This window comes from Teichococcus aestuarii (assembly GCF_003116135.1).
Classification (GTDB): domain Bacteria; phylum Pseudomonadota; class Alphaproteobacteria; order Acetobacterales; family Acetobacteraceae; genus Pseudoroseomonas; species Pseudoroseomonas aestuarii.
Genome location: NZ_PDOA01000010.1, coordinates 99184 through 120047 on the forward strand (window position 1 = coordinate 99184; position 20864 = coordinate 120047).

Below are 20864 nucleotides of genomic sequence, written 5' to 3' on the forward strand. Positions count from 1 at the left end.
ATCCTTGTGGTTTTCCTTGCAACATTCATGGCGTCGCGGGCCGACACGACGCGTTCGGTGTCGCTGGCGACCGACGGCCATGCCCGAAATCTCGTAGGATCAGATGCCTAGCAGTGGGCGCCGAGTACGCCATTCCAGAGACCGTGCGCCGACCACCGGCCGGGGCGCAGACTCTCAAAACGGCCCCAAAAGGCATGTACCTGGGCGCCCATCGTCATTCGGATGCGGCATGTCGCTCCGCGGATCGTGAACAGCGGCTCATCCAGCGAAAACCGCGGTGCGGCAAAACTCCGATCCGGTGGCGCCCCGCGCCTGTGGGCAGCAAGGTTGCACATGGGCTGCCACATGGCCTTCTCATGGCGTCGCCGCAGGGTGCCGCCTCAACCACCCTGTCGGCGCAGGTTCGCGTCCAGCTGAGTGTACCGGGGATCCGTGCTCAGATCCGGATTGGCGTCCAAGACGCGTCTCAGCAGGCGGCGTAGCCCCAGCCCATCCCAGGAGTTCCCCAAGCCATCTGTAATCGCGTCGAGTAGCTTCAGAACGTCATTTGGGAACCGCTCGGGGAGGTCGTTCTCGGCCAAGTTGTGGACAAGGCGGAAGTGCTGGTTGCACCGGACCACCGTGCCCGCGATCAGGTCCACGGCCAGCGGGAAAGCCTCCCCGCTAGCGGCTGCCGCCAGTGCGAGGTTTTCGGAACTGCCCGCGTCGCGCAGGCCGACATCCTTGGGCCAGGCTTCGTCGATCCAGGGGCCAAGTCGGGCTTCCCAGAAAGCCGCCGCCTTCGCCGCGTCATCCGGCATCATGCGGTACAACTGGAACGCGGCGTGGCGGCGTGCCTCCGGATCTGCCGACCGGAGCAGGGATTGGGCTTCCTTTGCCTCGATGAGACCGGGAACCTCGATGCACGCCATCACCAAAAGCGACCAGAGCTGCTCCTTCGAGCGGTGCACCTCGCTGTCGTGATGGCGCAGCGTATCCAGGAGATCGTCCTTGAGCGCCGACAAGACCTTGGGGTGAATGGAACCCCCGGCGATGAAGCCCTTCCACAGGGCCGCGGCCTCGCGGGGTACCGTCCAGCTGAACTTCGGGACCAAGTGCTGCTGCGCCCAGTCCTGCTGTGTCATGAACAGGGCGGTCAGGTGGCGCGCCAGGATCACGCGTCCAAGCAGAAAGCCGTCCCCGCCGCCGGACGTCACCTGACGCAGGCGTAGTTCCGCCTCCGCCGGAATGCCCTGGCCCACTTTCGGTTGGTAGGCAAAGAAGCGGTGCAGGAGCGCCTCGGTCAGGCGCCCCGGCGGCTCGTTGATCGCGGCGTCCAGGGGGCTGGTATCCGGGCCGAGAGAGACAGGTAGCGCGAAGAAGATCGGAGCCAGCCGGTCCCAGAGCTGCCAGAAAAGGTCGGCCGGATCCGCTGCGGTTACTCGCGTGGCTCCCGGAAGCCAGTACCCGATGGCCCAGGCGACTTCCCGGTTCTGGAGGAACGAGTCCGGCGCCTGGAGCAGGAGGGGAGCCATTCGGCGGAACAGGGCGGCCTTGGCACAACCCCGCTTCATCCCGCTGAAGGCAACCAGCGTGGCCTGCCAGGTGTCACCCGGCCAAATCCCCCGGGCCGCGAGCTGCTCGAGCACCCTCGCAGCCGCCTTTGGCCGTGACGGAACCACCTCGCCCCAGAGCGCCATCAGGGATTCTCGCGTGTCGTCGAAGGCGCGGTGCTGGCGGACGGCGGGCTCTTGCAGGAGCGAGACGAGCTCCTCCAGCTTCAGCGCGCGCATCTCCCTCTCCGACACGCCCGCGCGATCAGGCACGCCCAGGCGTTCGAACTCGAACCCGAGCCTCACCGACGACGGCGCTTCCACGGGGCCGTGCGCCGCCTCGTAGGCCGCAAGGAGAGCGGATGCTTCGGGCGGCAGCGGTCTGTCGCCCGCGTCGCGCATCTCGGCCAGCCTCGAGGCGAGCTGCCACGCCCGCCGGTCGGCATCCTCGACATCTGGTGGACCGGCGACAGCCCTCCCGGCCAGCCGGGCGGCGCTTTCCTCGGGCAGTTCCCGCCAGAGCCGCCCCAGGAGGCGCATGCTTTCCGGTTCGTGACGCCTTGACCACAGGATGTCGCCGGACAGCAGGTAGTCGAGACCTGCCGCCAAGCGCGCTTCAGACTGCGTAGGCATCGAGAGCCATCCTCTGAAACAGGACGTAAGGGAGCGCCCGCCAGCGGAGCAGAAGGGCATCCGCCGCCTGGGCGTTCGTTTCCCTCAACGCCTCCATCGAATCCCGCGTCACGTCGATCAACCGCGTCCAGTCCTCGTAACCACGGGCCTCGGGGCCGGGTCGGACCGGGCGGTACATGACAGGGAGCGGATCGCTGGTTTCGCCCGCCTGCCCCACCAGGGCAAACAGGTCGAGCGCGCGCTTCAGCTGGCTGGTCAGGTCATCCGCCACCGCCGCGAGAAAGGCCGTCCGGCCCCGGACTGCCTCGAGCAGGGATTCGAGCATGTCGCCGCAGGCCAGCTCGATGTCGATGGCGACGTGGTCTCCAGCCGTTGGCAGACGGAAGGAGGCGGTTCCTCCAGGAGGCGACACACTCGGCTCGAAAAACGGATGGGTGCGCTTGATCCGTGGGATAGGGGCCATCATCCGCGTGAAGTCCTGCCGGGTGACATGGTCGTCCGCCCCGCCCTTGAGGCGCGTCCAGCACGCATGAACGTCCGCGAGGTCCGCCATGGGCGCGCGGGCCATAGGATGCGCGACCAGGCGCCAGGCCGCCTCCAACCCGGTGTCGAGATGAGGTTTCTCGTTCGGCTTCGCGACGGCACCCGGCGCGGCGGCGGGTTCATCCAAGCGGTCCAAGATCGCCGTCTGCAGGGCGGGGTGAGGGCTGCCACCTTTCAGCACCCAGTCGAGCAGCTCCGGCTTGTCCAGGTGCCGCGTCAGCCAGACCATCAGCTGGAAGTGGGTTGGCGAGACCCAGCGTGCCGCCACGTCCTGGGCGGTCTGGGACACCGACGCACCCGTCGCGGGGAGGCTTGCGCGCACGCCGAGGAGTTGCCACTCCTCGAGCACCGGCAGCCATTGGATCGGGGCAGGCACCTCGGCCTTGGCGAAGCTGAGAACGGCAGCCGGTTCCTCCAGCGCCCAGCGCACCGCCTCCACCTCGTGATCGACGGAGTAGGGGGGGACCGGGATGATGTCGGAGGCCCGCTCGGCCGCACGGATGCGTGCCGTGAGCCCGAACTTCTTCCGCTGCCCCCACTCGGCGAGGGTGTCGTAGAGCAGCGAGTGGTCGTGATTGGGCGCCGCGTACGGGATGGGCTCGACGCCCTTCGCGCGCCACGCCTCCTCCTCCTGGGCCATGGCCGTCGGATCCTGGTAGGGCGCGAATGCCCAGGCTCGTGGCGACGGTTTGGCTGATGACCCAGCAAGCTGACGCTCGGCGGCGAAGGCGTCCATCAGGTAGCGCATCACCGGGTCGTCGACGCTGTATCCCACGAACAGCACCGGGTACTTGGTGAACAGGTCGGTGACGAACCGACTGGCCCAGCGCTCGGTGAGGTATGCCAGCCCGAAGTCGCCGGTGCTGTAGACCAGTGACTGCACCGACGTGTGCTCGCCCGTGGCGCCGGGTGCGATCTTGCCGTGAAGGTAGGCGACGCTGCGCCAACGGTGCTGCTTCGGCACGGGCAGCATGGGCGCGACGTCGTTGGTGACCTCGTAGCCCAGGGCCTTGGCAGCATGGTCGAACTGCGGGTCGAAGTTGGTGGTCACCATGCGGAAGCCGCCGTCCCGCAGCCGGGCCAACTCGAGCACCGCCTTGTGGCGTTCGAACGGCGCCGTGACCGTCAGCACGTCGACAACCGCCTGCCGCACCCGGTTTCGGCCCAGGCGCTGCTCCAGCAGGTGTAGGGCGCGATCGTACTGGTACCCCGTGAGGGCAGCCTGCTCCTGGTCATTTAGGACCTGCCGCAGCGCCCCCGTGACGCTGTTCACCAGTTGGCTGAAGGAAGGCATTCCGGCGACGCCGGGCCCGGTGGACATGGACACACCTGCTCCGCAGAACAGGACCAGTTCCTCGTCCTCCAGGGCGCGCCGGACGGCGTCGGGGATGTCAGGGCCGTCGGCCACGAAGCGCATGGTTACATCCGGTCCCGCCGCGCGCGGGCCTGCCCACCGGCGGGCAGCGGCGCCCGGCGGCGTGCTCCGTCAACAATACAACAAGGATTCAAACCCGGGAGCCCCCACCATCACGACGTGCGTCGTGGCGGGCGTGGCGCCTTGCTGATCCCGGTGACGAGCCTTCTGAAACGTGAAACACCGGCTGGATCGCAGCCGAGAAACGAGGCAGATTCCATGGCAGCGCAGTTGCGGCTTCCAGTCGCCGGACGCTGCCGCCGGAGCTCGCCCATGATCGTCTTCCCCGACACCAACTTCTTCCTGCACCACCAAGATCCGGCAGCTATCCCGTGGGCGCAGATCACTGGGGACGACCACATCAGACTGGTGATCTGCCGCAACACCGCTCGGGAACTTGACAAGAAGAAGTTCGAGCTACAGGGGCGCCCGCAGAAGAGGGCGCGCAAGTACGCGGCTGTCATCGCCGAGGTGGTGGAGACGAAGCAGCCGGTGGAGCTGCGGGCCGCCGATCCAAGGGTGACCCTTGAGATGGCGCCACCGCGCCCTGGGGCTTGGGCAGTGCCGCCTGACCTGGAGGCTCCCTTCATCCTTGGGGATGATGCCTTCGTCGCCGATGTCTTGCACTTCCGCGACGTGATCGGCGAGGACTGCACCGTCCTCACCGCCGACAGCGGGCCTCTCGAAAAGGCGGCGGGCCACGGTCTGCCGGTGGTGCGTACCACGCGACCGGGCTGGCAACTGCCCGACGAGCCGGACACGCGCGACAAGCGGATCAAGGAGCTGGAAAGGCGCCTGGAGGAGATGGAGGGCGATGGTCCAGCCATCGCGGTCGAGGTGCGCCTGCAAGATGCCCCAGCTAGGGTCGTTCCGCTTGATGTGGTGCGATACCCGGTCCTGGCCGAGGAACGGGTAGAGGCTCTGCTGGCGGAACTCCAGGCTCGACACCCGCGGGTGGTCGAGTTCCCCAGGCCAACCGAGGCGGACGAAAAGGATCCGTTCACACCTGCCGCAGGCCAGCCCTTCGACCTCGCGGAACTCGAGGGACCGTTCGACTGGGTTGGGCCGACGGAGAAGCAGCTCGCCACCTACAACACCGCGTACGACACCTGGCTTGAAGAGGCACGCGCCCTCATCGACAACCTGCCGAAGCAGCGGCAGCGGCCGGAGTTCGACGCATCATTCAAATTCTGCCTGGAGAACGTCGGTGTCGCTGCCGCAGAAGGTGTTCGGGTATCCCTGGAGGCAACAGCCGGACTGCTTCTCAAGGATCTCGATGATGGTCCCAAGAAGAAGGCGGCGGGGAAGGCAAATGCTGTTGCGCAGCCTGTTCCGACGTCGCTCCGGCCGCCGCCCAAAGCCCCCGGCTGGCGTAAAATCTACCGAGAGGTGGCCCAGCCGACCCCGGACACTGTGAAGCCGAACAGGACGATGTCAGTTCTCGAGGCCATGCGCATTGCCGAGGCGGGCGGCGCATACGGATCCGCTTTGGCGGAGCACGAACGCATGCAGAAGATCATGCGGGATGCCGGTCTTGGGCCCCTGCCGGGAATGCCTGGCTTGCACGGTAGCGAGATGCTCAGCGGCTTGGGCTACCGCAGTCCAATGGAGGAGTTGCGAGTTCCCGTGGATTCCTTGTTCCCGCGCCAACCCAAACCGCGGGATCCGGAGGATTTCTACTGGCGAGGTGGAGCGCCTGTACGCCTGCAGGCGCGATGGGATCTCGAATGCGAGCTTCTCCGCCATCACGTCCAACCGAGGGTATGGACGCAGGCCGTGGTGGCGCGGCTCGACCGCCTCCCCGGAAACGGCGGCTCGATCCGGGTTGAGGTGCATGCACGGAACCTGAAGCGGCCATTTACGAGGGACGTGCCGGTGCGCATCTCAGTGCGCGATGAGGACACCGAGGCTCTGGTACGCGCAGCGCTTTTCGGCCCTTCAACTGGGTGAAGGGGCGGCTTCCCTAGAGGTGCCGCTTCCTAGCCTCCAATCACCAACCGCGTTCGTAGCGCGGGCCATAACCTTGCTGGTGCCGCCACGCCCGGCGTTGCTCGCGTTCCTGCTCGATGCGCCAGGCTTCGCGCCGCGCGGCCTCGGCGATGAGGGCCTCGTCCCGCTCCCGGCGCCACTCCCGCCACTGCTGGCGCCGCTCCCAGTTGCCGTCGTACGGCCGCTGGTCCCAGTACTGCACGGTCTGGGCAGCGGCTGGCGGGGCAGCCAGGATGCTGGCGGCAGGGGCCGCGGACGCGTTGTGCGCCGCCAGCGTGAGCAGACTCGCTGTCATTGCGGCTGCTGCCGCCACTACGATCCGACGCATCTGAACCTCCACGGTGGGATGCCGAGGCTGGCAAAGTCGCAGGACAGCTTGTCGGCTGTTGGGCTGAACGATGGCCTCCGCGGGGCAGCCAAAGCCATCGCGGGGGCCGACCTGCTCGTCCGGCGGGGCTCCGAACCAGCGAGTTGATGCTATGCTGCCGCCTCCCCGAAGCTCACCGGCGCCATGGACGGACCAACCAGCTGCCAGCCTCCCGCGATGCATGACTTGGACAGGGACGGCACCCGGCTCCCCTACGGCTTGGCCGAGGATGGCCGCCTGGCCCACGTGTCGGAGGTGGCCTCGGGGCTGGCGTGCCGGTGCCGCTGCCCAGGCTGCGGCGAGCGGCTGGTGGCCCGCAAGGGTGCCATCAAGGTCCACCACTTCGCCCACCACGTGGACCGCGCTTGCGTCGGCGCATGGGAAACCACCCTGCACCGGCTGGCCAAGGAGATCGTGCTGGAAGCCCGCGACATCCTCCTGCCGGACGCGGTGGCCGAGGTCGACGGCCTGCGCCAGGACGTCGCCTTCGCCACCGTCTTCCCCTACGAGGCGGCGGAGGCCGAGGTCGACATGGGTGGCCTGCGGCCCGATGCCGTCATCCGCGGCCGGGGCAGGGAGCTGCTCCTCGAGTTCCACGTCCGCCATCCCTGCGGCCCCGAGAAGCTGGCCCTCCTGCGGGAGCGGAACCTGCCCGCGGTCGAGATAGACCTCTCCCGTGTTCCCCGGCACGCCTCCCGTGCCGAGCACGCCGAGCATGTCCTGCGCGCGGCGCCCCGCCACTGGCTGCACAACGCCAAGGTCGCCGTTGAGGAGGAGCGCCTGCGGCGCATCGCGGCGGAGCGGGCGGCAGTCGAGAAGCGGCGCTTGCAGCGGCTCCATGGCCGGATCGCCGACGAGATCGCGGGCGCCTGGGTTGAGCCGGTGAGCCCTGGCCACTCCAGCTGGCGCATCAGGGCCGTGGACGCTGGCTTCGGCGGGTTCGTCGGCCGGGCCGTCCCCGGTGACGGATGCTTCGCGGTAGTCGCCGAGACGTGGCAGGCGGCGTTCCTGGACCATGTCGCCATTGGCGCCGCTGGCCACTGGGTGACGGGCGACGCCGCGCTCAGGACCCTCCAGAAGCGGCAGATGCTCAAGGCGCCGTTCCAGATCCGGCGGAACTGGGAGCCGGAGCTGGTCGCGCACATCCAGGAGCGCGTGCCGGGCTTCCGCCCGCCCCACGAGGTCATCGCCGACTACGCCGACTGGCTGGCGGAGCGCGGCCTGCTGATGCGCGTCCGCCAGGGCTGGGTGGCCGCCCAGACCGTCGGGTGGGAAGCCAGGCAGCGGATGGAGGCGGCGAGTGAGGCGAGGCGCCGCCAAGGTGAACTCCAGGACAAGCTGGGCACCATGCTGAAGGCGGCTGGGCTGCCCTGGGCGGACACGGCAGGCTGGCTGGAGAGGGCTGTCCCCGAGTTCGGTGCGGTGCCTCGTGTGCTGGCCGAGGAGGGCGGCGAGGGCTTCGGGCGCCTCATGCGAAGGCTCGATGAGCTCGAGAGGATGGTCCAGCCGCAAGCCAGTCCGTACGAGGGCGGCTTGCTGGGCCTGCCGCTGGATGCGGTGCGGCTGAGGCGCCGGGACGAGGCGCGTGCCCGGCAGGAGGCCGCACGCCTCGAGCGCGAGGAGTTCGCGCGGCAGGCTGCGGAACGCCGCCGCCAAGAGTCAGGGGACTTCGTGGGCACCCTGATGACACGAGCCGTCGCCTTGATGGGTCAACATGCGGGCACGACCTGGGTCTGTGATGCGGTCAGCGCCGCAACCGGGCTGCCCCTCGACGAGGGGCAGTTCGCCCTGGACTGGCAGGCGAGGAACCGCATCAGCGAGGCGATGGCGGGCGAGCGGGACCGCATCATGGCGACCCGGGAAGCCGAGAGGCGCCGCCTCGACAAGGAGGCGGAGGCTGCCGCCGTTGTGGCAGGCTGCCGGAGCAGGCTGGAGGCGGAGGTGATGGCCCGCTTCCCCGGTCAGCCGGACTGGGCGCACATGTGGCTACGCGGCAAGCACCCCGCATTGGGCCGGTCGCCCTGGGAACAGTGCGTCGACGAACGGACGCTCGAACGCTGCAGGAGCCTGCTCGATGCGGCGCGGCCTAAGGGCAGGCGGCGGTAAGGTGATCGGCACGGGCCGATAGCTTGGAGGGCTCCATTTCCAGCCCCCATGACCGAACATGGGGCACGCTGCTCCGTTGTGGCAGGTCAGGAGGACAACCGATGATCGATCCCACATCCGAGATGGCTCGCCTCGTGGAGAGGGCGAGGCCGTACGTTCCGCAGAGGATTACGCTGGGAACTATCGTGCTTGAGGGTGCCGCACCTCGCCTCGCTTGCGTCTCAGTCGAGCAGCATCCCGATCAGGACGGGGACCACGTGCGGCGGCAAGATGATGTCGAAGGTGCCGCCTTCATGAAGCCGTCCAGAGACGAGGACGAGATCGTTTGAAGTCGGCGAGGCGCTCACCTCGGCGACCATCGACCGGGTCGCGTAGTCATTGATGTTCCCGGCATTGGCGGCCGATCCCATGCCGCTGGACGCCTGCTGGAATGCAGCCATCCCCGCATCGAAAGCGGCCATGTCCGAGCCCGCCACCCGGGTCACCAGGTGCCCGACAGGTGCGGAGCCGAGCGCATCGATGAGCTGATCGCGTCCCCTCGATGTGAACGCGAGCGTCCTGTCCGAGAGGGGAGGATGCCGGAAGGTGATGGCGTAGCAGGGCTCTCGAGCAGTCTCCGTGATGTGCGCGAGGGCGACCCTTGCGCCGATCACGACGCCGGGCCGGTAGGTTCCAGGCTTTGCCGGGGTTTCAATGCTGTCGTCGGCCATGGATGCCATCCGCGAATTCCCGGCAGCCTATAGTCGCTTGGCTCGGGCGGCGACAGGCGAATGTCACAGAGGGTTATGCCGATTTGGCTGTGGCCCGCCGCGTCTCGACGCGACCGCCTATCGGCTCTCATGATCCGATGATGCCAAGGATTCCTGCGCCCAGCTTCCCGGCGTCCTCCTCGCGCAGAACGACGGTGACCGGCTGGAGCACATGACCGGCCGGATGCCGCAGCACCGCTTGGCCGGTCACGCGGACGATGCCGCCGACCCGCTCGTAGGCGAAAGCGAACGCGCCCTCGGGGCCCCGCGACAGCTCCAGCATCCAGGACCCGTCGGCGCCCTGCACCACCGGCGGCTGTCCCTCCGGGCGTGCCAGCGGGGCAGGGGTGTGGCCGATGAACGTCGTGTCCTTGCCGGGCATGCGCATTCCTTCTGCTTCCGCGCACGCCGTCCTTGGTGACCAACGACCAAGCCTTGCTGGCGTGCGGCGGCGAAGGTGGCGCCGACGCGATCGCCGGTCCAATCACAGGAACGGCGCCGCGCGGCGGGACGGAGGCGACGGCCGCGCGACGGCCCGCATGACCGGGCGTCAATCCTTCGCGGACGCCTTGCCGCCGGACGCCTCCATGACGACACGGACCATCATCTCGACGGCCGCCGACCGGCTGCCCAGCCCGTTGTAACTGGCCAGCGTGTCCAGCCATCCGGCAGTCTCGGCGTCTATTCGGATGGTGCGGAAATCCTCTGCCCGGCGCACCTCGTCACGCAGCTTCGCCAGCAGCCGCGCCCGCGTGGCCACGGCGAACTTCTCGGTCACCAGCAAGTCGGGCGAGTGCGGATTCAGCACGTGCCGGGTCAGCCAATCCGCCTGCGCGGCGCCACGTGCTGCGCGCCACGCCGTGCGGCGCACCGGGAATGAATCTGCGAGCGCGTTGTGCTCTTCGTCGGTCGCCTCGGGCGGGAAGGCCAGGATGGGTTCCGGCCCCCCAGCCTCCCGGTACTGCCCGACGCGCCTCAGCACGCCCGGGTGCCGCATCGCCACGCCAGCTTTGGCCAGCCACGCGAAGCAATCGTCGCCGACCTCCTGCTGGAGCAGCATGGCGGCCATCCTCTCACGCCTCGGCGTCGTGCGGCGGCCCATGGTGGTTGTCCTTTCCCCGACGGCGTGGCGGCGGGCAGCCCCGGTTACCCGGCGCCCGACCCATCCCGTTTTCCTTCTGATGACCTCAGGTGCGTGGTCGCGACCCGGGCCATCGCCTTCACCGTCTCCGAGCGGCTCGTGCACCCGAACAGCCTGCGGCCGATCTCGTCCAGCCCGAGGGCCGTCTCCTCGGAAACGCGGACCGTCAGGACAGGGCCACGGGCGATCCGCGCCCGGTCGCGGAGCTTGGCCAGCAGCCGGGCGCGCAGCGCTTTCGCCCGGTCCGGAGGAAGCAGGCAGTCAGGGGAAACCGGGTCCAGCACGTGGCGCAGCAGCCAATCGTCCTCGTGGCGCTGGCGCGACCGGAGAAATCTTTGCCTGGCGGCCTCGCCTATCGGCTCCGACCCGCCGCTGGCCGCGACGGGGCCGCGCGAGTACGCGTGCAGGACGCTCCTGAGAGCGTCCGAGTACAGCTTGGCGCCGTGCGCCCGCAGCCAGCCTTCGAGGTCGAACCCGAACTCGGACCGCAGCAGCCGCAGCAGTTCCTTGTCGCGTTCTGCTATCGGTGGCGTGCCCATGCAGCGCCCAATCCTTGTTTCTCGGCGGACCTCGACGGTGCCAAGGGGCAACGCGAATACCGTGGAACTCCACGGCCAGCAAGCGCCGCCCCACAGGGCGTGGAGCTCCACGGTAAATGCGCAGGGTCAATCGGCCACCGGCGCCGCCGCGTCGGCGTCACTGCGTCCAGGGAAGCCATTCCGGCGCGATCCGTAGTGAAGTTCCGCGCGATCCGTAGGGGAAGAGCCCCGTAACCGACTGATTCCGCGAGCGGAATCGGCTCCGAATCTTGAATAGATTCCAGGGGGACCGCGCGCCGCCGGTTCGGCATGCCTTAGTCGGCCAGCGACGAGGTGCGGCGGCAGGCCGAGAAACAGGGTTGACCGCTCTGGGTTCCGCGCACGTCGTTGGCTGCGCGGAGGCTCCCATCCGGCTTCCGCCAGGCGCGGGCAGGACGGCTGGCAGCCCGCCAGGGCTTCGCTGATGCGCCGTACGCCCGCCATCAACTGGCATCAAATGCCCCTCCCCCGACGGGGAGAGTTCACGGAACTGAAACAGACAGCTTCTTGGCGAGATGATACGACGTTTCCACAAATATCGAACCGACGTTCGATATGCGCGAAGCAGGAGTTCACGGCGATGTCGTCGAAGCCGACGTCCGGCGCCACAGCGGCCGGGACCACGAAGCCAAACCGGGCAGGGGCCTTGGTGCCGCGGGCGGGTAGGCTGCTCGCGCTGGCGGGGACCGCGGCGGCTTTCCTCGGGGTGGCCGCGCCCGCGCAGGCCGAGACCCGAGAGGTCACCCAGGTCACCGGCAGCTCCACGGTGGCCCCGTTCAGCCGGGCCGTCGCCGAGGCGGTCGGTAAGGCAGCGGGCGGGGAGCGGGTCCGGGTGGCCAGCACCGGCACGGTGCACGGCTTCGCCCAGTTCTGCCGCAGCAACGGCCTCGGCAACCCGGACGTGCAGGACGCCTCGCGCCGCATCAACGCGGGCGAGTTCGCCCTGTGCGTGCGGAACGGCGTCAACGAGATCATGGAGATCCCCATCGGCTACGACGGCATCGTCGTCGCCCACCGGAAGGGCCTCGCCTCGCCGAACTTCACGCTGGCTCAGCTCTGGCTCGGCGTTGCCAAGCAGGTGCCGCGGGACGGGCGGCTCGTGCCGAACCCCTACACCTCGTGGCGCCAGATCTCGCCGGAGCTGCCGGACTGGCCGATCCGCGTCATCGGCCCGCCGCCGACCTCGGGCACGCGCGACAGCTTCACCGAACTGGCGATGATCCCCGCGTGCCGCACGGCACCGGAGGTCCAGGCCATCGAGGAAGCCGCCGAGCGGACCCGGGTCTGCTCCACGGTGCGCGAGGACGGCCGCTGGACCGACGCCGGTGAGGACGATCATGCCATCGTGGCCAAAATCGCGAACGGCGCCGACGGCACCCTGGGCATCTTCGGGTTCAGCTTCCTGGAGGCCGCCCGCGACCGCATCGAGGGTTCGATGGTCGGCGGGGTCGACGACACGGTGGAGACCATCGCCTCTGGCCAGTACCCGCTCTCCCGCCCGCTGTTCCTGTACGTGAAGCGGCCGAACATCGACCGCGTGCCCGGCCTCAAGGAATTCCTCGCCGAGTACGCCTCTGATCACGCCCTGGGCCGGGAAGGCTACCTGGCCCGCATCGGGCTCGTGCCGTTACCGGCGGAGCGGCTCCGCGCCATCCAGGACGCGGTGCGCAACCGCGTCATCATGGACCGGCGCCCGGCGGGCTAAGGGCGATGCGCGGCCGTGACCCCCGAGACCTCGACCCGCCTGCCGCTGGTCGGCGCCCGTCGGCCGCCGGTGGCGGTGGCTGCGCCGGGCCGCGGCCCGCGGGGGACACGGCCGCGCCGTTCGACTATGGCGACAGCATGGAAGCCACCGAAGCCGCGTCCGTGTTCTCCGCCCTCGGCCAGGGTTCCCGCCTCGACCTGCTCCGCACCCTGCTGGACGCCGGGCCGGACGGGTTGCCAGCGGGCGTCCTGGCGGAGCGGCTCGGCATCGTCCCGTCCACGCTGTCCTTCCACCTCAGGGGCCTGGAGCAGGTCGGGCTGATCCGCTCCACGCGGCAGGGGCGCAGCCTCATCTACGCCGCCCAGATCGACCGGCTGCGGCACGTCGTCACCTTCCTGACCGAGACCTGCTGCGGTGGCCGCCCGGAACTGTGCGGCAGCCTGACTCCGGCACCGGCGGCAGCACCCCTGCGGGACGGCCCCATGGTCGCCGCCTTCAACGTGCTGTTCCTGTGCACCCGGAACTCGGCCCGCTCGGTCATGGCCGAGGCCATCCTGAACAAGCTCGGCGGCGGCCGCTTCCGCGCCTACTCGGCGGGCTCCGATCCGGCGGCGCGGCCAATGGCGGAAGTCCTGCGCAAGCTGGAGAGCCTCGGCCACGACGTCTCCGCGGTGCGCAGCAAGTCCTACCGCGAGTTCCAGGGGCCGGACGCGCCGAGGATGGATTTCGTCATCACCCTCTGCGACGAGCTCCAGGGCCAGCACTGCCCCGACTTCGGCGGGCAGGCCATCACGGCGTCATGGCCGCTGCCCGGCCCCGGCCGCTACGAGGCCGGGTCTCCGGACCGCCAGCTGATGGTCAACGAGCTCTACGCCAGCCTGCACCGTCGCCTCGGCATCCTCACCAATCTCAAGGTGGACGCGCTCGACCGGCTGTCCCTGCGCCACCGCGTGGACGACCTCGGCGAATCCCCTCTCACCGTCGCAAGGGAGCGCTGACATGCGCGTCGGCATCAACGGCATGGGCCGCATCGGCCGTCTGGCCTTCCGTGCCGCCATGGGCGGCGTCCACCGCGAGACGGACGACCCCCGCGCGGGCAACCGGCTGGACGTCGTCCACGTCAACGAGCTGAAGGGCGGCGTCGAGGCGACGGCGCACCTGCTGGAGTTCGACACCATCCACGGCCGCTGGCGCGAGCGGATCGCGGCGGAGGGCGGCGAGGCGTTGCGCCTCGGCGACCGGCGCGTCGGCTTCAGCGCCGCGGCGGCGCCGGGCGACCTCCCCTGGGGAGACCTCGGCTGCGATGTCGTCCTGGAGTGCACTGGCAAGTTCCTGAAGCAGGAGCAGCTCCAGCAGTACTTCGACCGCGGCGTGAAGCGCGTCATCGTGGCGGCGCCGGTGAAGGACCCGGCCGCGGCGGCCCTGAACATCGTGGTGGGCGTCAACGACCACGAGTACGACCCGGCCCGGCACCGGCTTCTGACGGCGGCGTCCTGCACGACGAACTGCCTGGCGCCGGTGGTGAAGGTCGTCCACGAGGCCATCGGCATCCGCCACGGCCAGATCACCACCATCCACGACCCGACGAACACCAACGTCGTGGTGGACGCCCCCCACAAGGATCTGCGGCGCGCCCGGTCGGCCATGCTGTCCCTGCAGCCGACGACCACCGGCAGCGCCACCGCCATCGCGCTCATCTACCCGGAACTCCAGGGCCGCCTGAACGGCCACGCCGTCCGGGCGCCGGTGCTGAACGCCTCGCTGACGGACGCCGTCTTCGAGCTGCGGCGGGAGACCACGGCGGAGGAGGTGAACGCCCTGTTCCGCGACGCCGCCGCCGGGCCGCTGGCGGGCATCCTCGGCTACGAGGAGCGCCCGCTGGTCTCCGCCGACTACGCCAACGACACCCGCAGCGCCATCGTCGACGCGCCCAGCACGCTGGTGACCGACGGCACCATGCTCAAGGTCTACGCCTGGTACGACAACGAGATGGGCTACGCCTGCCGGATGGTCGACCTCGCCTGCATCGTCGGGGAGCGCGGCGTCTGATGTCGGCCGTCCGCAACTACATCATCGTGACCGGCGCCTACTGGGGCTTCACGCTCACCGATGGGGCGTTGCGGATGCTGGTGCTGCTGCACTTCTACCAGCTCGGCTACACCCCCTTCACACTGGCCTTCCTGTTCCTGCTCTACGAGGCGGCGGGCATCTTCGCCAACCTCGGGGGCGGGTGGCTGGCCGCGAAGTTCGGCATCCCGCGGATGCTGGCCATTGGCCTGACGCTGCAGATCGGCGGCCTGCTGATGCTGTCGGCGCTCGACCCGGCCTGGAGCGCCGCGGCATCTGTGGCTTGGGTCGTTTGCGCCCAGGGCATCTCCGGCGTGGCCAAGGACCTGACCAAGACGGCCTCGAAGTCGGCCATCAAGGCGTCCTCGCAGCAGGGCGCCGGTCAGTTGTTCCGCTGGGTCGCCTGGTTCACCGGCTCCAAGAACGCCATGAAGGGCTTCGGCTTCTTCCTTGGGGGCTTCCTGCTCCAGGCCGCGGGCTTCCGTCCGGCGCTCTGGGCGCTGGTGGCGTTGCTGGTGGTGGCCCTGGTGGGCGTGCTGCTGTCGCTCCCCCGGGAGCTGGGCAGGGCCAAGGCGTCCAGGAGCTTCAGGGAACTCTTCGCCAAGAACCGCGGCGTCAACCTGCTCGCGGCTGCCCGCGTCTTCATGTTCGGCTCCCGCGACGTCTGGTTCGTCGTGGGCCTGCCGGTGTTCCTGTATGGCCAGGGCTGGAACTACGTCGGCGTCTCGACCTTCCTGGCCGCCTGGACGATCGGCTACGGCGGCGTGCAGGGCCTGGCGCCGCAGGTGGTCCGCCGCAGCCCGGACGGGCTATCCCGCGAGGTGCCGGAGGCGCGGCTCTGGGGGACGGCGCTCGCGGCCATCCCCGTCGTGCTCGGCATCGTGCTGGCGACGGGCGCGGTCGGGCGCCCCGACCTCGTGGTGGTCGCCGGATTGGCCATCTTCGGCTTCGCCTTCGCTGTGAATTCCTCACTGCACTCCTACCTGATCCTGGCTTACGCCGGGTCCGAGAAGGCCGCCGAGGACGTCGGCTTCTACTACGCTGCCAACGCGGCCGGACGGCTGGGCGGGATCCTGCTGTCGGGCGTGCTGACGCAGTACGCCGGTCTGGAAGGATGCCTCTGGGGGTCGGCCGCGATGCTCGCCGCCTGCGCCCTCCTGACCTTCCTGCTCCCCAAGAGCCTCGTGGCACGTCACGCCCCCGTCTGACGCCCCGCTCGCAAAGCACGTGACAATCCGGCGAAAGGAGCGCCGAATGCAGGGCTGCAGGTAGAACCCGTAAGTGGGTCGCCTGGGGGTGGAACGAATGGCTCCAGCGTGCCCCGCAGGCCGAAGGGCCGTCCTGGCCGCCGTGGCCCTGGCCGGGCCGCGCAGGGCCCGTGCGACCTCTCTGGCCCCGGTCCGCTTCGGCCTCACCCCAGTCTTCCTCGAATCCGACCTTGCCCTGCTGCGGGCGCTGTCCAGCCAGATGGCGGCGGCGCTCGGTACCCCTGTTGAGCTCGTGAAGCGCCGGACCTACCAGGAGGTTGTCGCGCTCCTTCTCACGGGGCAGCTCGACGCCGCCTGGATCTGCGGCTTCCCCTACGTGCGGCACGCCGACAGGCTGTCGGTTCTCGCCGTGCCGGTGCACCGCGGGCGCCCACTCTACCAGTCCTACCTCATCGCGGACCCCAGCCTGCGGGCGAGGTCGCTCGCGGACCTCCGGGGCCGCAGCCACGCCTTCTCCGACCCGGACAGCAACTCCGGGTGCCTGACAACCCGTTGGCTCCTCGCGGGCGAGCACCAGTCCCCGGCGACGTTTTTTGGCGCCACCTTCTTCGCCTACGGCCACCGGAACGTGGTCCGGGCCGTGAGCAGCGGCCTGGCGGAAAGCGGGTCCGTCGACGGCTACGTCTGGGAGACCATGGCCGAGACGGAGCCTGGGCTCACCTCGACGACTGACGTTGTCGCCCGCTCCGCATGGCAGGGCTTCCCGCCGGTCTGCTGCCTCACCGTGTCGCGGCAGGGCGCCGCGGCTCGCGGCATCGAGGCGGCCCTGCTGGCGATGGCGGGTTCCCCGGCGGGCACCGAGATCCTCCGCGCGCTCCGCCTGGACGGCTTCATGCCCGGGAGCCCCGGCCTCTACGACGGCATCCGCGCGATGTCCCAAGACCTGGAGAGCCGGGCATGAGGCGTGCGGGACCGCGGCGGCTCCGGGCTCAGCTGGACCCACGACGTTGGCCGCTGCTGCTCACCGTTCCCTTGACGGTGGCGGCATTGGTGGCTGGCGTGGCCACCGTCACCGGGCAGGCGGTGCTGGCGCGTATGGAGGCGGACCAGGGGCGCCACCTGGCGGCCCTGGGGGCGGCCTTCCTCGACGGGCTGGCGACAGCTGTCCAGCCAGCCGCCGTGCGGGCCGACGTCTGGGAGGCGTTCGACGCCCTGGACCGTGCCAGCGGGCAGTACGAAGCCCTCCGGCCCACCCTGTCGGTTGTGGTCCTGCCAGACGGCTCGGTCCTGGCATCCTCGAGCCCGCGGGTGCTGCGTACCGGCGCCGCGCTGCCGCGGTCTCTGTCTGGCCCGGCTGACCAGGCCATCGCCTCGGGGTCGCCCGCCATCGACGAGCGGGCCGGGCGGGCTGTCGTGGCGCGGGTCCTGCTGGAAGGTGGCGTGCCGGTCGGTCGGCTGGTGGCCAAGGCCGACATCGGTGCGCTGCTGGCGGAGCGGGACGCGGTGGTCAGGGCGCTGGTCCTGGCGAACATCGGCATCGCGGCGCTGTTCGCCGCCGCAGGCGCGCTACTGGTCCGGCGCATCCTCCTGCCGACCGAGCGGCTCCGCCATCGGCTCCTCGAGGCCGCCCAGGGGAGGCGCCCCGAGCCCCTGGATGCGCAGGCGGGCTCCGGCCCTGAGCATCTGGCCCTGGTGAACGCGTGGAACGGCGCCGTGGCCGCCATCGCGGAGCGGGACCTCATGGCCGGGCGGCTGGCCCGGGAGGAGGGCCGCGCCCAGCTTGGGCGCCTGACGGCGGCCATGGCCCACGAGGTGAACAACCCGCTCGGCGGCCTGATGACGGCGGTGGACACCCTCTCCGAGTACGGCGACAGGCGCGACATCCGCGAGGAGGCCGTCGGCCTGCTCAGGCGGGGCCTGGACGACATACGCAAGGTGGTCCGCGCAGGGCTGTCATCCTGGAAGACGGGGCCGGGCGAGGCACCACTCGCGGCTCAGGACTTCGAGGACCTGCGGCTGCTCATCCGCCACGAGGTGTCACGCCGTGGCCTGACCCTCGACTGGCGCAACGACCTGCCGGACGGCGTGCGCGTCGACCGGACGCTGGCCCGGCAGATCGCGCTGAACCTGCTCCTCAACGCGGCCGCCGCCTCGCCGCCGCAAGGCGTCCTCGGCTTCCGCGCGCAGGGACTCAGCCAGGGCGGCGCGGTCATCGAGGTGGGCGATGTCGGCACCGGCCTACCCGCCGAAGCCGAAAGCCTCCTCGCGGACCCGGACGGCCCACCACCTTCTGGTGGCGGGCTCGGCCTCTGGACCGCCGCCCGGCTGGCGCGCAGCCAGGGGGGACGGATCACGCGCGAGCCGACACCGCGGGGAACGCGGCTGGTCGCCGAGCTGCCGGTCCCCTCCCACGCCAAGGAGGTCGCCCATGCCAGCTGAACGAGGCCAGATCCTCCTCGTCGAGGACGACCCGACGACGGCGGGCACCATGGCCCAGCGCCTGCGCATCGAGGGGTACGGCGTCGAGGTCGCGACCGGCGCCGTCGAGGCCGCTGCCTCGCTGGAGCGGCGGGTGCCCGACCTGCTGCTGTCCGACCTGCACCTGCCGGACGGCTCCGGGGAGGAGCTCTTCCTGTCCCAACGCAGCCGTCTCGCCGGGACGCCCGTGCTGGTGATGACGGCCTACGCTGGCGTCGACCAGGCCATCCGGCTCATGAAGGCGGGCGCCGACGACTTCCTGGTGAAGCCCGTCGAGATCCAGGACCTCCTCGGCCGCGTTGGTGCCCTGATGGCCCGGCGCGTGGTGCCCGCGGCAGACGCTACCCTGGGCGTCTCGGCCGCCATCCGCCGGATCGAGGCGACGGTGCGCCGGGCGGCGCCCAGCGACTGCCCGGTCCTGCTGCTCGGCGAGACCGGCACCGGCAAGGAGGTGGCGGCCAAGCTCCTGCACCGCCTGTCCCCACGTGCGGCGGCGCCCTTCGTCGCGGTGAACTGCGCGGCCATCCCGGCCGAGCTGGCGGAGAGCGAAGTCTTTGGCCACGAGCGCGGTGCCTTCACCGGCGCCGCCATGCGACGGATCGGCTGCGCCGAAAGGGCAGGGGCAGGCACGCTGTTCCTGGACGAGGTCGCCGAGCTGGCGCCCGGGCTGCAGGCCAAGCTCCTGCGGTTGCTCGAAGGGCGCGAGTACACCCGCGTGGGCGGCTCCGGCACGCTGGCGTTCCACGCGCGCGTCGTCGCGGCGACCAACGCCGACCTGGACCAGCTTGTGCGCGACGGCCGCTTCCGCGAGGATTTGCTCTACCGGCTCGACGTGATCCGCATCGAGATCCCGCCGCTCCGCATGCGCCGCGACGACATCGTGCCGCTGGCGCGCCAATTCCTTGCCAACGCATCCCTGGCTTCGGCCCGCGGCATCCGGGGCTTGGACAGCCGGGCGGAGCGCGCCTTGGAGGAAGCGGACTGGCGCGGCAACGCCCGCGAGCTCCGCAACAGGGTTGAGCGGGCCGCCGCCTTGGCGGACGGGCCCTGGGTCGGTGTCGACGACCTCCTGGGGGGCACCGCGTCCAACGGCGCCAGCCCCGTGGCGGCGGTCGGGACGCTGGCCGAGGCGGTCACGGACGCCGAGCGGCGGGCGGTCTCCGCCGCGCTCGCCGCCGCGTCCGGCGAGGTGGAGGTCGCGGCGGGCATCCTCGGCGTCGGCCGCTCGACGCTGTTCGAGAAGATCCGGAAGCTGGGTTTGCGGTGATCGGATGAAGCCTGAGCGGACGGTGGTTCGCCCAAACTGACAGGCAGCAGCGCTTACACCAGGCTCCGAAACAAGCGCTCAGGGCTAATCACGTTCCATGGCTCGTCTGAACGCCCATTCATTGTAGTCTTCTTCGTCGCACTCGTCTTCGTCATCCCTCTCCGGTTCCTCTGGCGGCTCAGGATCATCTGGATCCTCGAAGAAGGCTTCCACGGCGAGGAACTGCTTCGCCGCCTCGTTCAGTTCCACCTGCACGATGTGGGTCTCGATCTCGTTGGACTGTTCTTCCGCAGGGATGAGCTTGGCGTACTGGTAGGTGAGCCACGGGAAGAAGTGGTTCATGACTCCGTGAGGCGTGTGAGTTGTACCCCAGACACCAATTTGGGAATCCGGTTGGCTCTTTTCATAACTCCCGTAGTAAACGTCTATCTTGCGAAGACCCAGGGTCTTGTTGACCCAGAAGTCGAAACTGAAGAAGACTTCCTTGTCTCGGTATTCCTCCATGTCTGCTTTGTCGGCCGCGAAGCGATAACGCTTGATCGACGCACGGTCCGTGCCGATCCCGCTGGCGAGGGCGGGCTTCGCCTTCTCATCCAGCACGTTCCGAGAAGGGATGTGGATGGCCCAGCCCTTCTTTGTCTGCCTTGTCAGATGGCGTTCAACACGTTGCCAGAGGGTGAGGCCGGTTTCTGGATTGTGGAGGATCAGAAACACTGGGAGGGAGTGCCGCAGCCAGTACTCGAGGTGGCGAGGCTCACCGTAGAACGTGTACCCCTCTGCATCCTTGTGCTGGAAGAAAGAGGTGCCCGACTTAACCTGAAGCGCAATCAGCTGTCCCGTTGGCTCTCCCTCTTCGTCAACAATCTCGACTTCCGCATCGACACCAAAGTCGCTGATCGTCTGCTCGCGGAAGAACCACTTCAGGCGCTTGGTGAAGATGAGGTTCACTTCCTGAACGCCGACGCGCTCTGTCAGTGCCGTTGATGTTCTGGCCATGGGATGCATCACTGATAGCAGAAGGGGCGCAATACTACACACGACGTGCGGCGTCGGGCGAGGCCCCGACCACGATGTCACGTAGGCGCCG

At 69.5% G+C, this 20864-nt stretch carries 17 protein-coding genes; 9 read left to right on the plus strand and 8 right to left on the minus strand.

Annotated features, from left to right (window positions below; translation table 11 throughout):
* Positions 1 to 380 precede the first annotated feature (380 nt).
* Positions 381 to 2165: a hypothetical protein gene (locus CR165_RS15280; RefSeq protein WP_109517857.1), complete on the minus strand. Its 1785-nt coding sequence runs from the start codon at positions 2163 to 2165 to the stop codon at positions 381 to 383.
* Positions 2149 to 4125 (minus strand): SIR2 family protein, encoded by a 1977-nt coding sequence (locus CR165_RS15285; RefSeq protein ID WP_109517858.1) that lies wholly within the window; start codon positions 4123 to 4125, stop codon positions 2149 to 2151. The genes CR165_RS15280 and CR165_RS15285 overlap by 17 nt, the downstream gene beginning before the upstream one ends.
* Before the next feature lie 270 nt (positions 4126 to 4395).
* Between CR165_RS15285 and CR165_RS15290 the strand changes: the two genes are divergently transcribed.
* Positions 4396 to 6072 (plus strand): hypothetical protein, encoded by a 1677-nt coding sequence (locus tag CR165_RS15290; RefSeq protein ID WP_099095870.1) that lies wholly within the window; start codon positions 4396 to 4398, stop codon positions 6070 to 6072.
* 40 nt (positions 6073 to 6112) lie between these two features.
* Here CR165_RS15290 and CR165_RS25095 read toward each other — a convergent pair whose 3' ends face one another.
* Positions 6113 to 6439, minus strand: a complete 327-nt coding sequence (locus tag CR165_RS25095) for a hypothetical protein (RefSeq protein ID WP_176559830.1) — start codon at positions 6437 to 6439, stop codon at positions 6113 to 6115.
* A gap of 258 nt (positions 6440 to 6697) precedes the next feature.
* Between CR165_RS25095 and CR165_RS15300 the strand changes: the two genes are divergently transcribed.
* Positions 6698 to 8584: a competence protein CoiA family protein gene (locus CR165_RS15300; RefSeq protein WP_198368131.1), complete on the plus strand. Its 1887-nt coding sequence runs from the start codon at positions 6698 to 6700 to the stop codon at positions 8582 to 8584.
* Positions 8585 to 8805: 221 nt separating this feature from the next.
* On the opposite strand, the gene CR165_RS15305 is transcribed toward CR165_RS15300, so the two are convergent.
* From CR165_RS15305 to CR165_RS15320, 4 genes are all read right to left on the minus strand, one after another.
* Positions 8806 to 9294 (minus strand): hypothetical protein, encoded by a 489-nt coding sequence (locus tag CR165_RS15305; RefSeq protein ID WP_099095873.1) that lies wholly within the window; start codon positions 9292 to 9294, stop codon positions 8806 to 8808.
* Positions 9295 to 9421: 127 nt separating this feature from the next.
* Positions 9422 to 9715, minus strand: a complete 294-nt coding sequence (locus CR165_RS15310; RefSeq protein WP_141563145.1) for a hypothetical protein — start codon at positions 9713 to 9715, stop codon at positions 9422 to 9424.
* A gap of 168 nt (positions 9716 to 9883) precedes the next feature.
* Positions 9884 to 10393 carry a hypothetical protein gene (locus CR165_RS15315; protein WP_141563146.1) on the minus strand — a complete coding sequence of 170 codons (510 nt, stop codon included), beginning with the start codon at positions 10391 to 10393 and terminating at the stop codon, positions 9884 to 9886.
* Between the two features lie 86 nt (positions 10394 to 10479).
* Positions 10480 to 11013: a hypothetical protein gene (locus CR165_RS15320; RefSeq protein ID WP_099095876.1), complete on the minus strand. Its 534-nt coding sequence runs from the start codon at positions 11011 to 11013 to the stop codon at positions 10480 to 10482.
* Between the two features lie 619 nt (positions 11014 to 11632).
* Here CR165_RS15320 and CR165_RS15325 point away from each other — a divergent pair.
* The 7 genes from CR165_RS15325 to CR165_RS15355 all read left to right on the plus strand — a co-directional run bounded on the left by CR165_RS15325 (position 11633) and on the right by CR165_RS15355 (position 19777).
* Positions 11633 to 12757, plus strand: a complete 1125-nt coding sequence (locus tag CR165_RS15325; RefSeq protein ID WP_109517859.1) for a substrate-binding domain-containing protein — start codon at positions 11633 to 11635, stop codon at positions 12755 to 12757.
* A 137-nt stretch (positions 12758 to 12894) separates the two neighbouring features.
* Positions 12895 to 13755 (plus strand): metalloregulator ArsR/SmtB family transcription factor, encoded by an 861-nt coding sequence (locus tag CR165_RS15330; RefSeq protein ID WP_099095878.1) that lies wholly within the window; start codon positions 12895 to 12897, stop codon positions 13753 to 13755.
* A gap of 1 nt (position 13756) precedes the next feature.
* Positions 13757 to 14806 carry an ArsJ-associated glyceraldehyde-3-phosphate dehydrogenase gene (locus tag CR165_RS15335; RefSeq protein WP_109517860.1) on the plus strand — a complete coding sequence of 350 codons (1050 nt, stop codon included), beginning with the start codon at positions 13757 to 13759 and terminating at the stop codon, positions 14804 to 14806.
* Positions 14806 to 16032 carry an organoarsenical effux MFS transporter ArsJ gene (arsJ, locus tag CR165_RS15340; protein WP_099095880.1) on the plus strand — a complete coding sequence of 409 codons (1227 nt, stop codon included), beginning with the start codon at positions 14806 to 14808 and terminating at the stop codon, positions 16030 to 16032. Before CR165_RS15335 ends, arsJ begins: the two co-directional genes overlap by 1 nt.
* A 142-nt stretch (positions 16033 to 16174) precedes the next feature.
* Positions 16175 to 16993 carry a substrate-binding domain-containing protein gene (locus CR165_RS15345; protein ID WP_245906461.1) on the plus strand — a complete coding sequence of 273 codons (819 nt, stop codon included), beginning with the start codon at positions 16175 to 16177 and terminating at the stop codon, positions 16991 to 16993.
* 98 nt (positions 16994 to 17091) lie between these two features.
* Positions 17092 to 18471 carry an ATP-binding protein gene (locus tag CR165_RS15350; RefSeq protein ID WP_146201918.1) on the plus strand — a complete coding sequence of 460 codons (1380 nt, stop codon included), beginning with the start codon at positions 17092 to 17094 and terminating at the stop codon, positions 18469 to 18471.
* Positions 18461 to 19777 (plus strand): sigma-54-dependent transcriptional regulator, encoded by a 1317-nt coding sequence (locus CR165_RS15355; protein ID WP_099095883.1) that lies wholly within the window; start codon positions 18461 to 18463, stop codon positions 19775 to 19777. Before CR165_RS15350 ends, CR165_RS15355 begins: the two co-directional genes overlap by 11 nt.
* An 84-nt stretch (positions 19778 to 19861) precedes the next feature.
* Here the strand turns inward: CR165_RS15355 and CR165_RS15360 are convergent, their stop codons facing one another.
* Positions 19862 to 20773, minus strand: coding sequence for a DUF4365 domain-containing protein (locus CR165_RS15360; RefSeq protein WP_176559831.1), 912 nt, complete (start codon positions 20771 to 20773; stop codon positions 19862 to 19864).
* Between the last annotated feature and the right edge of the window lie 91 nt (positions 20774 to 20864).

What these genes read in the sequence shown, in the direction of transcription:
- CR165_RS15280 (WP_109517857.1), bottom strand. Translation starts at nt 2,165, where the DNA reads ATGCCTACGCAGTCTGAAGCGCGCTTGGCGGCAGGTCTCGACTACCTG.
- CR165_RS15285 (WP_109517858.1), bottom strand. Translation starts at nt 4,125, where the DNA reads ATGCGCTTCGTGGCCGACGGCCCTGACATCCCCGACGCCGTCCGGCGC.
- CR165_RS15290 (WP_099095870.1), top strand. Translation starts at nt 4,396, where the DNA reads ATGATCGTCTTCCCCGACACCAACTTCTTCCTGCACCACCAAGATCCG.
- CR165_RS25095 (WP_176559830.1), bottom strand. Translation starts at nt 6,439, where the DNA reads ATGCGTCGGATCGTAGTGGCGGCAGCAGCCGCAATGACAGCGAGTCTG.
- CR165_RS15305 (WP_099095873.1), bottom strand. Translation starts at nt 9,294, where the DNA reads ATGGCCGACGACAGCATTGAAACCCCGGCAAAGCCTGGAACCTACCGG.
- CR165_RS15310 (WP_141563145.1), bottom strand. Translation starts at nt 9,715, where the DNA reads ATGCCCGGCAAGGACACGACGTTCATCGGCCACACCCCTGCCCCGCTG.
- CR165_RS15315 (WP_141563146.1), bottom strand. Translation starts at nt 10,393, where the DNA reads ATGCTGCTCCAGCAGGAGGTCGGCGACGATTGCTTCGCGTGGCTGGCC.
- CR165_RS15320 (WP_099095876.1), bottom strand. Translation starts at nt 11,013, where the DNA reads ATGGGCACGCCACCGATAGCAGAACGCGACAAGGAACTGCTGCGGCTG.
- CR165_RS15325 (WP_109517859.1), top strand. Translation starts at nt 11,633, where the DNA reads ATGTCGTCGAAGCCGACGTCCGGCGCCACAGCGGCCGGGACCACGAAG.
- CR165_RS15330 (WP_099095878.1), top strand. Translation starts at nt 12,895, where the DNA reads ATGGAAGCCACCGAAGCCGCGTCCGTGTTCTCCGCCCTCGGCCAGGGT.
- CR165_RS15335 (WP_109517860.1), top strand. Translation starts at nt 13,757, where the DNA reads ATGCGCGTCGGCATCAACGGCATGGGCCGCATCGGCCGTCTGGCCTTC.
- arsJ (WP_099095880.1), top strand. Translation starts at nt 14,806, where the DNA reads ATGTCGGCCGTCCGCAACTACATCATCGTGACCGGCGCCTACTGGGGC.
- CR165_RS15355 (WP_099095883.1), top strand. Translation starts at nt 18,461, where the DNA reads ATGCCAGCTGAACGAGGCCAGATCCTCCTCGTCGAGGACGACCCGACG.
- CR165_RS15360 (WP_176559831.1), bottom strand. Translation starts at nt 20,773, where the DNA reads ATGGCCAGAACATCAACGGCACTGACAGAGCGCGTCGGCGTTCAGGAA.